Genomic DNA, 15,640 nt, shown 5'->3' with positions numbered 1-15,640 from the left:
CTTTAAAGCGTGTCGCGATCTTTCAGATCCGCTTGGCACGCTTTAACTCTTTGTTTGACGCATGTCGTTGTCGAAAACGGCTGCACACTTTTGCGCGACATGCTTTAGTTCACCGCAAGCCTCAGGCCTTCGCGCGGCGTGATGACTGGCGACCAGCCCAGCACGTCGCGCGCATGGGATATGTCGACCTGCAGCGAGCCGCAGAGGCGCTGATAGACGGCTTCCTTTCCGGTGATCCTGGCTGCCATATGCATCAGGGACGGGGGGAAGGGCAGCAGCATCGGTTTGACGGAGAGGCCTGCTGCAATGCCCTCGACCAGCGCGGGCGTCGAAAGATCTTCGCCATCTCCGGCAAGGAAGGTTTCGCCGGCGGCGGCGGGATGCTGCATGCAGGTGATGATCAGGTCGACGAGGTTCTGCACTGCGACCAGCGTGCGGCGGTTTTTCAGCGAGGCGAAGGGCAGCGGCAGTTTCTTGCGGACAAGCCCGACAAGCAGCGCGAAGTTGCCGCGCGCGCCGGGACCGTAGACCAGCGGCGGCCGGACGATGACAACCTCCATGCCGGTGCAGGCGGCGATCTCGCGCAGGCCGATTTCGCTTTCCATCTTGGAGATGCCATAGGGATCGAGGGGCTTCGGCGTGTCGTCGTGCCTGAACGGCCGGTCGTTCTCTTCGCCATTGACCTTGATGGTGCTGATGAAGACGAACCGTTTCACACCCGCACGGGCGGCCTGTTCGGCAAGGTTCAGGGTGGAAGCGGTGTTGGCGCGGCGGAAGTCCGCCAGTGGATCGGCCGAACGATCGTTCATGATGTGAACGCGGGCGGCGAGATGGACGATGACGTCGACGCCGTCGAGTGCTGCCGTCCAGTCGGTCTTCTCGGTGATATCGACCGGGAAATGCCTGATATCGGACGGGAAGGCCGATGTCGCGAAACGTGTCGTGACCGTTACGTCGCAAATCCGCTCTCTGTGCAGCCGTTCGACAAGCGGACCGCCGACGAAGCCGGCTGCGCCGGTGACGAGGCATCGCATGATCTTCTCCCTGTTCGCCCGTAGAGGCCTTGGCTAACCGGAAGCGCTGGCTGCATCAATAAAAAAAGCCGCGACGGCGGGCGGCGCGGCTTTTTGTTCAGATGGTAAGTGGCTCAGACTTCTTCGCGACCCGACAGCAGGATGCAGATCAGCGAGATCGCAGCCGAGGCGGCGAGATAGTAGCCGACATAGTTGAGGCTGTAGTTGGTTGCGAGCCAGGTGGCGATATAGGGAGCAAGCGAAGCCCCGAAGATGCCGCCGAGGTTGAACGTCATCGAGGCGCCGGTGTAGCGCACCATGGTCGGGAAGGGAGCTGCCAGGGCAGCGCCGATCGGACCATAGGTGAATCCCATCAGGCCGAGGCCGATGATCGAGCACAGAACCGCGCCGGTCAGGCCTGCCGTCAGCAGGCTCGCATAGAAGAAGCCGAAGACGGCGATGGCGATCGTCGTCAGGATCAGGATCAGGCGACGCGAGTAGCGGTCCGACAGCCAGCCGGAGAGCGGGATCGTCAGGCCGAAGAAGACGACGCCGACGAGCTGGATGACCAGGAACTGCTCGCGCGAATAGCCGAGTTTCGTCGTGCCCCAGGACAGCGTGAAGACCGTCATCAGGTAGAAGAGCACGAAGGTGGCGACTGCGATGAACGTGCCGAGGATGAGGCTGCGCAGGTGGCCGCGGAAGACGGTCGCGACGGGAACGGCGACGCGCTCGTGCTTTTCGACAGCCTTCTGGAATTCAGGCGTTTCGGCGATCTTCAGGCGGACATAGAGACCGACGGCGACGAGCGCGAGACTGGCGATGAAGGGAATGCGCCAGCCATAGGCGAGGAAGTCCTCGTTGCTCATGGTTTCCGCAAGGATCAGGAAGAAGCCGGAGGAGAGGATGAAGCCGATCGGCGCGCCGAGCTGCGGGAACATGGCGTACCAGCTGCGCTTGCCGGGAGGTGCGTTTTCCGTCGCGAGCAGCACGGCGCCGCCCCATTCGCCGCCGAGGCCGAGGCCCTGGCCGAAGCGGCACAGCGCGAGCAGCAACGGAGCGGCGATGCCGATCGCATCATAACCCGGCAGGATGCCGATCACGACGGTAGACAGGCCCATGGTCATGAGGGCGGCCACGAGCGTCGCCTTGCGGCCAACCTTGTCGCCGAAATGGCCGAAGACCACGGCGCCGAAGGGGCGGGCGAAGAAGGCGATCGAGAAGGTCACGAGCGACTGCAGGAGTGCGGAGGTCGGATCGCTCGAGGGAAAGAAGAGGTGCGGGAAAACGATGACGGCTGCCGTCGCGTAGACGTAGAAGTCGAAGAATTCGATGGTGGTGCCGATGAGGCTGGCAATCAGGACGCGTGCCGGAGAATTGACCTGCGTGCTGGTCGAAGGGCTCGGCGATACGGAGATCGCTTCTGTCATGTTCATTCCAATCAGTATTTTTATCGATTTGCTTGGGAGCTGCCGCTCTTAACGCAATTTTAAGGCTGAGAAAATGCCCGGACACGCAAGAATATGACGCTAACGACATTATCCGCGGGTGTGACCGGGCTGCCTCGATGGGCAGGCTCGGCGCTTTTTCAACCTTGCGCCAAGCTTGGCATGGGCTAGCCGCGAACTTGACCGGAATCAAATTGTAATTGACTGATAAGTACTCTCTGGTTGAGAGAATGGAGGGGCACACATGCAAAAAAGTCTTGCTGCCGAGTTTTTCGGTACATTCTGGCTGGTCTTCGGCGGATGCGGCAGTGCTGTGTTCGCGGCCGCCTATCCTGAACTTGGCATCGGTTTTGCCGGCGTGGCGCTGGCGTTCGGTTTGACCGTCCTCACCATGGCCTATGCCGTGGGCGGCATTTCCGGCGGCCATTTCAATCCCGCCGTCTCTCTCGGCCTTGTTGTTGCGGGACGTTTTCCCGCGGCTAGCCTCGTTCCCTATGTGGTCGCACAGGTGGTCGGTGCCATCGTCGCTGCCGCAGCGCTCTATCTCATCGCCAGCGGCAAGGCGGGTTTCGAGCTCGGCGGGTTTGCGGCCAACGGATATGGCGAACATTCTCCGGGCGGTTATTCGCTGCTTTCGGCACTGCTGATCGAAGTTCTGTTGACCATGTTCTTCCTGATCATCATCCTGGGATCGACAAGCAGCCGGGTACCCGCAGGCTTTGCGCCGCTTGCGATCGGCCTGGGGCTGACGCTGATTCACCTCGTCTCGATCCCCGTGACAAATACCTCCGTCAATCCGGCGCGTTCGACCGGGCAGGCGCTTTTCGTCGGCGGCTGGGCGCTGCAGCAGCTCTGGCTGTTCTGGATCGCGCCACTCGCGGGCGGTGCGATCGGCGGCCTCGTCTGGAAATTCTTCGGCGATAAGGACTGACTGCAAAACATCAGGACATGCCATTGAACCCGCGTGGTTTTTCCGCGCGGGTTTTTCATTTTCCATCGCCTTCCCGGTCGGCTCGCTGTGATGTTCGCGCGGCCGCAAGGGCAGAAAAATGAAGCATTCGGCAAGGCGGAGTTAACGAAAGTAAACGGTTCGTTAACCATAATGATGTTCTAATGCACCCAAGTCAGACAAAGGCCACGAACCGCGCAGACCAGCTTCGCGCAAGCCTTGGTTCTGCATAGTGAAAGTTATTTTTGGGGGTGTTGATGAGTCGCGAGCACGTAGCTGTCCTGATGGGCGGGTTTTCCTCGGAGAGGCCTGTCAGCCTTTCCTCGGGAAAAGCGTGTGCCGATGCCCTTGAAGGTGAAGGCTTCAAGGTGACGCGCATCGATGTCGAGCGCGACATTTCCGAAAAGCTCTCCGCTCTAAAACCTGATGTTGTCTTCAATGCCTTGCACGGGCCTTTCGGCGAGGACGGTACTATCCAGGGTATCCTCGAATATCTGCAGATCCCCTATACGCATTCGGGCGTGCTTGCCTCGGCACTTGCCATGGATAAGGGCCGGGCGAAGCGGGTGGCTGCCGCTGCCGACGTTCCGGTTGCCGAATCGCAGGTTCTGAACCGCTTCTCGTTTCCATCGGAGCATCCGATGAAGGCGCCTTATGTGGTGAAGCCGGTGCGCGAGGGTTCCAGCTTCGGTGTCGTCATCGTCGGCGAGGATCAGGCGCACCCGCCGCAGGTCATCGGTTCGGCCGAATGGCGCTACGGCGAGGAAGTCATTGTCGAGCGCTATATCCATGGTCGTGAACTGACCTGCGGCGTCATGGGTGATCAACCCATGGATGTCATCGAGGTGGTGCCCCAGGGCCACAATTTCTATGATTACGACTCCAAGTATGCGTCAGGTGGTTCAAAACACGTCTTGCCGGCTAAAATTTCACCGAAAATTTACCAAAAAATACAAACATTGGCGTTAAGGGCGCATCAAGCAATCGGTTGTCGCGGCGTCAGTCGGTCCGACTTTCGTTACGACGATCGTTTCTCCGAGGACGGCGAGCTCATCTGGCTGGAGGTCAATACCCAGCCGGGCATGACTCCAACCTCCCTTGTGCCCGAAATGGCCGGCCATGCCGGATATTCCTTTGGTGCATTTCTCCGGTGGATGGTGGAGGACGCGTCTTGTTTGCGTTGACGGTCAAAAGGATAGGGCGCCCCAGCCGTTATGCCGAGCTTCCCATCGTAGAAGCCGACGAACGCCTCGTGCTGCCGCGTCCGCTGCGCCGCGTCGTGCGCTTCCTCGTCAGCCTCGGTACCGGCCGCATTCATATTCCGGCCCATACGGGCACGGTTTCGGCGTTCGGCTTCCTGGCTGCGACCGGTCTCTACGGCATGTCGCTCGGCGGTCATACGGAAGCCGTCGCGCAGGCAACGACCAGCGCTGTCGGCTTTGCCATCGAGGACGTGAAGGTTTCCGGCAACAACCAGACTTCCGAAATCGAGATCCTGCAGCTTCTCGGCCTCGATGGCGCGACGTCGCTTGTCGCTCTCGACGTCGATGCTGCGCGCCAGAAGATCGCACGCCTTCCCTGGGTCGAGAATGTCGAAGTCCGCAAGGTCTATCCGAAGACAATCGAGGTGAAGCTCTCTGAGCGCAATGCCTATGCCATCTGGCAGCACGGTCAGGAGCTGTCGCTGATCGAGAAGAGCGGCAGCGTGATCGCGCCGCTTCGCGACAACAAGTTTTCGACCCTGCCGCTCGTCGTCGGCCGTGATGCCGAAACGGCTGCGGCCTCCATCGAGGACGCCTTCGCCAAGTGGCCGGATGTCAAGGCTCGCGTGAAGGCTTATGTCTGGGTTTCCGGCCGCCGCTGGGATCTGCACATGGATAATGGCGTCGTCGTCAAGCTGCCGGAAGATGACCTCGATCAGGCGCTCGCGACGCTTTCGAAATTCGACAGGGAACAGCAGCTTCTGGAGCGTGATGTCGCTGCAGTCGATCTCAGGCTGCCGGATCGCACGACGATCCAGCTGACGCCCGAGGCGGCAGCCCGCCGACAGGCCGCGGTAGCGACGCGCACCAAGGAATTGAAGAAGGCGGGGCAGAATATATGAGCATGTTCGGTTCATCCCATTTTGGATTGCCGCGCCTGAAGCCGCTTTCGTCGAAGCGGTCGCATATCGTTTCGGTGCTCGACATCGGCTCGACCAAGGTCGTCTGCATGATCGGCCGGTTGACGCCGCGTGAGGAAAGCCAGATCCTGCCGGGCCGCACGCACAATATCGAGATCATCGGCATCGGCCATCAGCGTTCGCGCGGTATCAAGACCGGCGTAATCGCCGATCTCGACGCGCTGGAAAGCGTCATCCGTCTCGCAGTCGATGCGGCCGAGCGCATGGCGGGCCTCACCGTCGAAAGCCTGATCGTCAACTTGACGGCCGGCCGTCTCGGCAGCGACATCTACACGGCGACCATCGATCTCGGTGGTCAGGAAGTCGAGCTGAACGACCTGAAGAAGGTGCTTTCGGCGGCCTGCCAGCAGTCGCTGCGCCAGGACCGCGCCGTTCTGCATTCGCTGGCGACAGGCTTCTCGCTCGATGGCGAACGCGGCATCCGCGATCCGTTGGCAATGTACGGCGATGCGCTCGGCGTCGACATGCATGTCGTGACGGCTGAACGCTCGGCGCTCAAAAATCTCGAGCTCAGCGTCAACAGGGCGCATCTTTCGGTGGAAGGAATCGTTGCGACACCTTATGCATCCGGTCTTGCCGCACTCGTCGACGATGAAGTCGAGCTTGGTTGTGCGGCGATCGACATGGGCGGCGGCACGACGACGATTTCGGTCTTTGCCGAAGGCAAGCTTGTCCATACCGATGCTGTCGGCCTCGGCGGTCATCATGTGACGACCGACCTCGCACGCGGCCTTTCCACCCGGATCGAGGATGCTGAGCGTTTGAAGGTGGTTCATGCTTCGGCGCTGAGCAATTCTTCCGATGAGCGCGAACTGATCTCCATTCCGCCGATCGGCGAGGATGACCGGGATCAGCCGAGCCAGGTGCCGCGGGCTCTCGTCTCGCGCATCGTTTCGGCGCGTATCGAGGAGACGATGGAACTCATCCGCGACCGCATCCAGCGCTCGGGCTTCAGCCCGATCGTCGGCAAGCGCGTCGTGCTGACGGGCGGCGCCAGCCAGCTGACCGGCCTTGCCGAAGTGGCGCGGCGCATTCTGGCCCGCAACGTCCGTATCGGCCGTCCGATGGGTGTTTCGGGTCTTCCGACGGCGGCCAAGGGTCCGGCCTTTTCGACGGCCGTCGGGTTGATGATCTATCCGCAGGTCGCGGACATGGAAACACATGCGTCACAGAGCAGCCTGCTCCTGTCGCTTGGGGGTAATAACAGCCGTATCGCCCGCATGGGCCAGTGGCTGAAGGAAAGCTTTTGAAATTGAGTGAATTGGCCGGCGTGGCGATGCGGCCAGAGAGAGAAGGAACAGGTACCATGACTATCAAGCTGCAAAAGCCTGACATCACCGAGCTGAAGCCGCGCATCACCGTGTTCGGCGTTGGCGGCGGCGGCGGCAATGCTGTCAACAACATGATTTCCGCCGGTCTCCAGGGCGTCGACTTCGTCGTTGCCAATACGGACGCCCAGGCGCTGACCATGACGAAGGCCGAACGGATCATCCAGCTCGGCGCCAACGTCACCGAAGGTCTCGGCGCCGGCTCGCAGCCGGAAGTCGGCCGCGCGGCTGCCGAAGAGTGCATCGACGAGATCATCGACCACCTGAACGGTACACATATGTGCTTCGTTACCGCCGGCATGGGCGGCGGCACCGGCACTGGCGCTGCTCCTGTCGTCGCGCAGGCCGCCCGCAACAAGGGCATCCTGACGGTCGGCGTGGTCACCAAGCCATTCCACTTCGAAGGCGGACGCCGCATGCGTCTGGCCGAATCCGGCATCCAGGAACTGCAGAAGTCGGTCGATACGCTGATCGTCATTCCGAACCAGAATCTTTTCCGGATTGCCAACGACAAGACGACCTTCGCCGATGCCTTCGCCATGGCCGACCAGGTTCTCTACTCCGGCGTTGCCTGCATCACCGACCTGATGGTGAAGGAAGGTCTCATCAACCTCGACTTCGCCGACGTCCGTTCGGTCATGCGCGAAATGGGCAGGGCAATGATGGGTACGGGTGAAGCTTCCGGTTCGGGCCGCGCCATGCAGGCCGCCGAAGCGGCGATTGCCAACCCGCTGCTCGACGAAACTTCGATGAAGGGCGCACAGGGCCTGCTGATCTCCATCACCGGCGGTCGCGACCTCACGCTGTTCGAAGTCGACGAAGCTGCGACCCGCATCCGCGAAGAAGTCGATCCGGACGCCAACATCATCCTCGGGGCAACCTTCGACGAATCGCTCGAAGGTATCATCCGCGTCTCGGTCGTCGCCACCGGCATCGACCGTGCGATGAACCAGGCTGCCGACCGTGGGTTCCAGCCGGCGGCAAAGCCCGCTATCCGTCCCTCCGCGGCCGTTGCTCCGGCACCGGCCGCAGTTCAGCCTGCTCCAGTCATGCAGGCACCGAAGGCCGACCAGATTGCGCAGACCATCCGCGAGGCTGAAGTCGCGATGGAACGTGAACTGGAAATCCCGGCCCCACGTGCCGCTGCTCCTGTCCAGCAGCAGCCGGTGATGCAGGAAACCTTCCGTCCGCAGAGCAAGATCTTCGCTGCACAGGAAGCAGCTCCGGTCATGCGTCAGGCTCCGCTGCAGCCGGCTCCGATCATGCAGCAGCCGGCTCCACAGCCGGTCATGCAGCAGCCGGTCCGTCATGAGCCTGTCATCCGCCAGGCGCCCGAACAGGTCCGCATGCCGAAGGTCGAGGATTTCCCGCCGGTCGTCCAGGCCGAGATCGACCATCGCTCGCAGCCTGCTGCTTCGCATGTCCAGGAAGAGCGCGGCCCGATGGGTCTCTTGAAGCGAATCACCAACTCGCTCGGCCGCCGCGAAGAGGAAGTCGCTCCGGAAATGACGTCTGCGCCGGCTGCCTCCTCGCAGCAGCGCCGTCCGTTGTCGCCGGAGGCAAGCCTCTACGCACCGCGTCGCGGCAACCTCGACGACCAGGGTCGTGCCGTTCCGCAGGCCCGCATGATGCAGGAAGACGACCAGCTGGAAATCCCTGCATTCCTGCGCCGCCAGTCGAACTGAGAAGAACGCTTCTCCACAGAAAACGCCCGGGGCCGAAATCCTGGGCGTTTGCATTTCTAGGTGCTTGAATTCTAGATGTTTTTGGCACCGAGATTTTCGTAACAAACCGAAACGAACAGTGATTTGGATTGCGGCGTGCCTCCACGTAAGTATGAAGCAAGCGAACTGCTCCAAGAGTCTGCTTTAAGCGGCACCGGGCAGTGTAGAAGAACACCGGACCGGCTGGCAGCGACGGGTGCGGAAGAATAAAGGCAGAATTTTATGGGACTTGGCTTGTTGGGCTTTCAGACGACGGTATCGCGTCCGGTAACTCTTTCGGGTATCGGCGTTCATTCTGGTGCCGACGTTTCGATCACCTTCAATCCGGCCGAAGCCGGTACCGGCGTTATTTTCCAGCGCGTGCATGACAACGGCGACGTCACCGAACTGAAGGCCGTTTCCTCGCAGGTCGGCAATACCGATCTCTGCACCGTTCTCGGCTTCTCGCCGGCCCATTCCGTCGCGACGATCGAACATGTCATGGCAGCCGTTTATGCGCTCGGCCTCGACAATGTCGTCATCGAAGTCACCGGCGCCGAAATGCCGATCATGGATGGCAGCTCGGTTCCCTTCGTCGAAGCTATCGAGCAGGTCGGTCTTGTTTCCCTCGGCGTCAAGCGCCGCTACATCCGCATCACCAAGCCGGTTCGTATCGAGCATGGTGGCTCCTGGAGCGAGTTCCGCCCCTATGACGGCACGCGCTTTGAAGTCGAGATCGATTTCGAATGCCCGCTGATCGGCCGCCAGAAATGGGAAGGGGATCTCACCGCCACCGTCTTCAAGACCGAGCTGTCGCGTGCGCGCACCTTCGGCTTCATGCGCGATGTCGAGCGCCTCTGGGCTTCGGGCCATGCTCTCGGCTCTTCGCTCGAAAACTCCGTCGTCATCTCCGACGACAACACTGTCATCAATGTCGAAGGTCTGCGCTACGCCAAGGACGAGTTCGTGCGTCACAAGACGCTCGATGCCGTCGGCGATCTGGCGCTTGCCGGCGCACAGTTTATCGGCTGCTACCGTTCTTATCGCGGTGGCCACAAGATGAACGCCAACGCTCTCAAGGCACTGCTCAGCGATCCCACGGCCTATGAAGTGGTCGAGACGTCGATACCGCGCCAGCGCGTTACCGTTCGCGAGTTCATTGCAGTCAGCGCTCCGGAATTCGCCCCCTGGTCGGCATGACCTCCAGTATACCAATTAAGGCCAGGGCCGCCTCCCAACGGGGGCGGTTTTTTTATGGGGAAGGGGCGGAATAGCGCGCGATAGATGTTTTGCGGCATATATTTAGCCAATGCCGCTTTGAATGCCGTGAAAAGCCTGACATTCTCGGCAGTGCTGCCACAAAAATGCGTTAATGCGTGATCATTGCGTTGCTCTCGATGCACATTTGTGGCTAGAAACGCCAGCTAGGCGTGGCTGCTGTGGAGTGGACGGCGGCGGTGGGATTCTTTCGAATGGCTTATGCAAGGTCTGACATGATGATGAAGACAGCGCGCGCTTTGCTCGCATCCGTGATGGTGCTGAGCGCAGGCGCCTTGATTTCCGGCTGCCAGTCGGACCCGGATATCGACATCACCAAGCTCGGCCTCGAAACCGATCCGCCTGACGTGCTCTACACGCAGGGCCTCGCCAACATGAAGGCCGGCAACATGGCCGAGGCGGCACGCAAGTTCGACGCGATCGATGCGCAGAATCCCTTCTCGGAATGGGCGCGCAAGGCGCTCGTCATGAGCACCTTCGTCAAATACCGCCAGGGCCGCTTCGACGACGCGCTTGCATCGGGCAACCGCTATATGGCGCAGTATCCGAAGTCCAAGGATGCCGCTTACGTGCAGTATCTCGTCGGTCTCACCTATTCCAAGCAGATCGTCGACGTGACGCAGGACCAGCGCGCGGCACAGAAGACCATCGACGCCATGCAGGCCGTCGTCGACAATTATCCTGATTCCGAATATGTCGATGATGCGCAGGCCAAGATGCGCTTTGCGCGCGACCAGCTCGCCGGCAAGGAGATGCAGGTCGGCCGCTATTACATGGAGCGTAAGGAATATCTTGCCGCGATCTCGCGCTTCCGCATCGTGGTCGAGAAATATCCGAACACGAATCAGATCGAAGAGGCGCTCGCCCGTCTTGTCGAAGCCTATTATGCGATGGGCATCGTCGAGGAAGCGCAGACGGCGGCTGCCGTTCTCGGTCACAATTATCCAGATAGTCAGTGGTATGCTGATTCCTACAAGCTGCTGCAGTCGGGTGGCGCGGAGCCGCGTGAAAACAAGGGTTCGTGGATCGCTGCAGCGGGCAAGAAACTCCTTCTCGGTTCCTGAGGCCAATGCTGATCCAGCTTTCGATCCGCGATATCGTCCTGATCGAGCGGCTGGATCTTGCCTTCGAGACCGGCCTCTCCGTGCTGACGGGTGAGACGGGTGCCGGCAAATCCATCCTGCTCGACAGTCTTTCGCTGGCCCTTGGCGGGCGGGGCGATGGCGGCCTCGTGCGCCATGGAGAGGACAAGGGTCAGGTCACGGCCGTCTTCGATGTCGGCATGGATCACGGCGCGCGGAAGCTTCTGCGCGAAAACGGCATCGACGACGAAGGCGACCTGATCTTCCGCCGCCAGCAATCCTCGGATGGACGCACCAAGGCCTATGTGAACGACCAGCCGGTGAGCGTGCAGCTCATGCGCCAGGCCGGCCAGATGCTGGTCGAGATCCACGGCCAGCACGACGACCGCGCGCTGGTCGATACCAATGCCCACAGGACGCTGCTCGACGCCTTCTCGGGCATCAGCGAAGATGTGCAGACCGTCGGCGCGCTTTACCGCCAGTGGCACGATAGCGAGCGCACGCTGAAGAAACACCGCGAGAAGGTCGAGGCCGCGGCCCGCGAGGCGGATTATCTGCGCTCCTCCGTCGAAGAGCTGGAAAAGCTCTCGCCGCGCGATGGCGAAGAAGACGAGCTTGCCGACCGCCGCCAGAAGATGATGAAGGCGGAGCGCATTGCCGGCGATATTGCCGAGGCTTCCGAGTTCCTCAACGGCAATGCCTCTCCTGTGCCGCATATCGCCTCGCTGGTGCGCCGTCTGGAGCGCAAGAGCCATGAGGCGCCCGGCCTGCTCGAAGACACCGTAGCGCTGCTCGACGCGGCGCTGGACCAGCTTTCGAACGCGCAGATGGAAGTTGAGGCGGCACTGCGCAAGACGGAATATGATCCGAAGGAACTGGAGCGCGTCGAGGAGCGGCTGTTTGCATTGCGCGCCGCCTCCCGCAAATATTCCGTTCCCGTCACCGAGCTTCCGGCGCTCGCCGTGCGCATGATCAGCGATCTAGCCGATCTCGATGCCGGCGAGGAGCGGCTTACCAAACTCCAGGCCGAGGTGGGCGTCGCCAAGACGAATTTCGATATGGCTGCCCGCTCGCTCTCCGAAAAGCGTCATCATGCCGGCGATGCGCTGGCGCAGGCCGTGATGGCCGAATTGCCGGCGCTGAAGCTTGAGCGCGCCCGTTTCATGGTGGAGATCACCACCGATGCGGAGGAGGCGACCGCCGAAGGCATCGATGTCGTCGAATTCCACGTCCAGACCAATCCGGGCACGCGGCCGGGGTCGATCATGAAGGTTGCCTCCGGTGGCGAACTCTCGCGTTTTCTGCTGGCGCTCAAGGTAGCGCTTGCAGACCGCGGTTCGGCGCCGACGCTCGTCTTCGACGAAATCGACACCGGTGTCGGCGGGGCAGTGGCGGACGCGATCGGCCAGCGGTTGAAGCGGCTTTCTGACCGCGTACAGGTTCTCTCCGTCACCCATGCGCCGCAGGTGGCAGCACGTGCTGCCACGCACCTGCTGATCTCCAAGGGGCCGTCGGGCGAAGGCTCCGACAAGATCGCCACGCGCGTTGCCACTATGGCCGAGAAGGATCGCAGGGAAGAGATCGCCCGCATGCTCGCCGGCGCCTCCGTCACGGAAGAGGCGAGGGCGGCGGCTGCACGGTTGCTGGCGGGTAACGGCTAGACATCCATTGTGGGTGACAAGGCTTGGGCACTGCGTTATCAGGCGTCATCCCCACGGTAAGGTCCTGCATGCCATGCGGCTCTTCCATTTCAGCGACGATCCCACCATTACGATTTTCGAGCCTCGACCGGTGCGTATCGCCTCCGAGCGCCCGCCGGGCAGGGAGTGGCTGAATGGTCCGCTCGTCTGGGCGATCGATGATGTCAATGACTTCATGTATCTCTTTCCGCGTGACTGCCCGCGCATCCTGATCTGGGCAAAGCCGGAGACATCGGAAGAAGATCGGCAGCTGTTGGGCAGATGGCGCGGTGCGGCTTATATCGAACGCGGCTGGCTGGAGCGGCTGGAGGCTGGACGCATCCATCGCTACGAGATGCCGACGGAGAGCTTCGAGAATTTGCAGGATGCGGGAATGTGGGTGTCTCGCAAGTCGGTCGTGCCGCTAGCGCTCACGGTTGTTTCCAGGCTCGATTGCGAATTTGCGCCGCGCGGCATCGAGCTTAGGGTCGTTGACAGCCTGATGCCTTTGAAGGCGCTGGGGGAAACGACGCTGCATGTCAGCGCCATAAGGCTGCGCAACGCGCAGCCGTGATTTCCGAAGGTTGATACTATTTCAATCGACGGATTTTGCTCTAAAACCATTGCAGATTCTCTGGAGTGAAGCTGCATGTCGACCGAATCCGTCTCTGTTGAGGACCTGACCCTTGAAGACGCCGCTGCCGAACTGGGGCGGCTGGCCAAGGAAATCGCGCATCATGACGCGCTCTACCACGGCAAGGATCAGCCGGAGATTTCGGATGCGGACTATGACGCGCTGAAGCGGCGCAACGATGCGATCGAGGCACGTTTCCCGGAACTTATCCGCGAGGACAGTCCGTCACGCCGTGTCGGCGTTGAGCCATCCAACACTTTCGCGCCCGTGGTCCATTCGCGGCCAATGCTGTCGCTCGACAATACGTTCTCGCAGGAGGACGTGCGCGATTTCGTTGCCAGCGTCTATCGCTTCCTTGGCCGCCTGCCTGATAATTCCATCGCTTTCACGGCCGAGCCGAAGATCGACGGGCTTTCCATGTCGATCCGTTACGAGAATGGCAGGCTGGTGACGGGTGCCACGCGCGGCGACGGCACGACGGGCGAGAATGTCACGGCTAATATCCGCACCATCAGGGAAATCCCGAACGAGCTGCCGAAAGGTGCCCCATCAATCGTCGAGGTACGCGGCGAAGTCTATATGGCCAAGAGCGACTTCATGGCGCTGAACGCCCAGATGGAGGCCGAGGGAAAGCAGACCTATGTCAATCCGCGCAACACGGCTGCAGGATCGCTGCGCCAGCTCGATGCGAAGGTGACGGCGAGCCGCAAGCTGAGATTCTTCGCTTACGCGTGGGGCGAGATGTCGGAGATGCCTGCCGATACGCAGATGGGCATGGTCGAAAAGTTCAGGGAGTGGGGCTTCCCGGTCAACACGCTGATGAAGCGGTTGAGTTCAGTCGACGATATCCTTGCCCATTACAGCGAGATCGGCCTTGAGCGGCCCGACCTCGACTATGATATCGACGGCGTCGTCTACAAGGTCGACAGCCTCGAACTGCAGCAGCGCCTTGGTTTCCGTTCGCGCAGCCCGCGCTGGGCGACGGCGCACAAGTTCCCGGCCGAGCAGGCTTTCACCATCGTCGAAAACATCGACATTCAGGTGGGGCGCACCGGTGCGCTGACGCCGGTGGCGCGGCTGACGCCGATCACCGTCGGCGGCGTCGTCGTCACCAATGCGACCCTGCACAACGAGGACTACATCAAGGGTATCGGCAATAGCGGCGAGCGCATCCGCGAGGAGGAGCACGATATCCGCATCGGCGACACCGTCATCGTGCAGCGTGCCGGCGATGTGATCCCGCAGGTGCTCGATGTCGTCATGGAGAAGCGCCCGGCCGAGGCACAGCCCTATCAGTTTCCGAAAGTATGCCCGGTTTGCGGTTCGCATGCGGTGCGTGAACGGCACGAGAAAACCGGCAAGCTCGATTCCGTCACCCGTTGCACCGGCGGCTTCATCTGCCGGGCGCAGGCGACGGAGGAGCTTAAGCACTTCGTCTCGCGTAATGCCTTCGATATCGAAGGGCTTGGCTCCAAGCAGATCGACTTCTTCTTCGAGAGCGAGGACGAGGCGCTGCAGATCCGCACTGCGCCCGATATCTTCACGCTTGAAAAGCGGCAGGCCGCTTCGTTGACCAAGCTGGAGAACATCGACGGCTTCGGCAAGGTCAGCGTCGGCAAGCTCTATGCGGCGATCAACGAGAGGCGCAGCATCGCCCTTCACCGCTTCATCTACGCGCTCGGCATCCGCCATGTGGGTGAGACGACGGCAAAGCTGCTGGCGCGCTCCTACAACACTTACGAGGCCTTTGCGGCTGCAATGAAGGAGGCGGCGACGCTTTCAGGCGATGCCTGGAACGACCTCAACGCCATCGAAGGCATCGGCGAAGTGGTGGCACGCGCCATCGTCGAATTCTACAAGGAGCCGCGCAATATCGAGGTGATCGGCCGTCTGCTCGACGAGGTGACGCCGCAGGAGGCCGCGCAGCCGGTCACGTCGGGCAGCCCGGTAGCAGGCAAGACCGTCGTCTTCACCGGTTCTCTGGAAAAGTTCACCCGCGAAGAGGCGAAGGCGAGGGCCGAAGGCCTCGGCGCCAAAGTAGCGGGTTCCGTCTCCAAGAAGACCGACATCGTCGTTGCCGGTCCCGGTGCCGGCTCCAAGCTCGACAAGGCCCGCGAACTCGGTGTCCAGACGATGGACGAGGACGAGTGGCTGGCGCTGATTGGCGGGTGAGGGGAGCACTGCGCTGGACGTCGGGCCTCCGTCTTTTGACAGGCCTGCTTTTTACTTGCCGTCATCCTCGGGCTTGTCCCACTGCTGTCCGGTTTAAGTTTAGCCTATTGGCAGAGGGATTTGTCGTGGGTCTGATCTTGTTGCAGGCGGTTGCCTTCGCAGCGCATCGATT

The 15,640-nt window shown here is 61.3% G+C and carries 12 protein-coding genes; 10 read left to right on the top strand and 2 right to left on the bottom strand.

The window, feature by feature from the left end:
• Positions 1 to 104: 104 nt before the first annotated feature.
• On the bottom strand, positions 105 to 1,034 hold the full coding sequence (locus FHT82_RS13510) for an SDR family oxidoreductase (RefSeq protein ID WP_183731074.1): 930 nt from the start codon (positions 1,032 to 1,034) through the stop codon (positions 105 to 107).
• Positions 1,035 to 1,147: 113 nt separating this feature from the next.
• Entirely contained in the window at positions 1,148 to 2,443 is a 1,296-nt protein-coding gene (locus tag FHT82_RS13505) for an MFS transporter (protein ID WP_183731072.1), read from the bottom strand.
• A gap of 262 nt (positions 2,444 to 2,705) precedes the next feature.
• Between FHT82_RS13505 and aqpZ the strand changes: the two genes are divergently transcribed.
• The 10 genes from aqpZ (at position 2,706) to ligA (ending at position 15,468) form a co-directional block, all read left to right on the top strand.
• Positions 2,706 to 3,392: an aquaporin Z gene (gene aqpZ / locus FHT82_RS13500; protein WP_183731069.1), complete on the top strand. Its 687-nt coding sequence runs from the start codon at positions 2,706 to 2,708 to the stop codon at positions 3,390 to 3,392.
• 275 nt (positions 3,393 to 3,667) lie between these two features.
• Positions 3,668 to 4,594, top strand: coding sequence for a D-alanine--D-alanine ligase (locus FHT82_RS13495; protein ID WP_183732723.1), 927 nt, complete (start codon positions 3,668 to 3,670; stop codon positions 4,592 to 4,594).
• Positions 4,582 to 5,514: a cell division protein FtsQ/DivIB gene (locus FHT82_RS13490; protein ID WP_183731066.1), complete on the top strand. Its 933-nt coding sequence runs from the start codon at positions 4,582 to 4,584 to the stop codon at positions 5,512 to 5,514. Before FHT82_RS13495 ends, FHT82_RS13490 begins: the two co-directional genes overlap by 13 nt.
• Positions 5,511 to 6,842, top strand: coding sequence for a cell division protein FtsA (gene ftsA, locus FHT82_RS13485; protein WP_183731063.1), 1,332 nt, complete (start codon positions 5,511 to 5,513; stop codon positions 6,840 to 6,842). The genes FHT82_RS13490 and ftsA overlap by 4 nt, the downstream gene beginning before the upstream one ends.
• A gap of 56 nt (positions 6,843 to 6,898) precedes the next feature.
• Positions 6,899 to 8,605: a cell division protein FtsZ gene (ftsZ, locus tag FHT82_RS13480; protein ID WP_183731060.1), complete on the top strand. Its 1,707-nt coding sequence runs from the start codon at positions 6,899 to 6,901 to the stop codon at positions 8,603 to 8,605.
• Positions 8,606 to 8,866: 261 nt separating this feature from the next.
• The gene (gene lpxC / locus FHT82_RS13475; RefSeq protein WP_183731057.1) at positions 8,867 to 9,823 is read left to right on the top strand and encodes a UDP-3-O-acyl-N-acetylglucosamine deacetylase; all 957 of its coding nucleotides are present in this window, start codon (positions 8,867 to 8,869) and stop codon (positions 9,821 to 9,823) included.
• Positions 9,824 to 10,095: 272 nt separating this feature from the next.
• Positions 10,096 to 10,965, top strand: coding sequence for an outer membrane protein assembly factor BamD (locus FHT82_RS13470; protein ID WP_183731054.1), 870 nt, complete (start codon positions 10,096 to 10,098; stop codon positions 10,963 to 10,965).
• A 5-nt stretch (positions 10,966 to 10,970) separates the two neighbouring features.
• Positions 10,971 to 12,644, top strand: coding sequence for a DNA repair protein RecN (recN, locus tag FHT82_RS13465; protein ID WP_183731051.1), 1,674 nt, complete (start codon positions 10,971 to 10,973; stop codon positions 12,642 to 12,644).
• Positions 12,645 to 12,717: 73 nt separating this feature from the next.
• Positions 12,718 to 13,236, top strand: coding sequence for a DUF6886 family protein (locus tag FHT82_RS13460; protein WP_183731048.1), 519 nt, complete (start codon positions 12,718 to 12,720; stop codon positions 13,234 to 13,236).
• Between the two features lie 75 nt (positions 13,237 to 13,311).
• Complete coding sequence (ligA, locus tag FHT82_RS13455) at positions 13,312 to 15,468, top strand: NAD-dependent DNA ligase LigA (RefSeq protein WP_183731045.1); 2,157 nt, start codon at positions 13,312 to 13,314, stop codon at positions 15,466 to 15,468.
• The last annotated feature ends 172 nt before the right edge of the window (positions 15,469 to 15,640 follow it).

This window comes from Rhizobium sp. BK275, from assembly GCF_014193555.1.
Classification (GTDB): Bacteria; Pseudomonadota; Alphaproteobacteria; order Rhizobiales; family Rhizobiaceae; genus Rhizobium.
The sequence above is the reverse complement of the archived record's forward strand: the minus strand, read 5'-3'. Positions and strand labels throughout refer to the sequence as shown.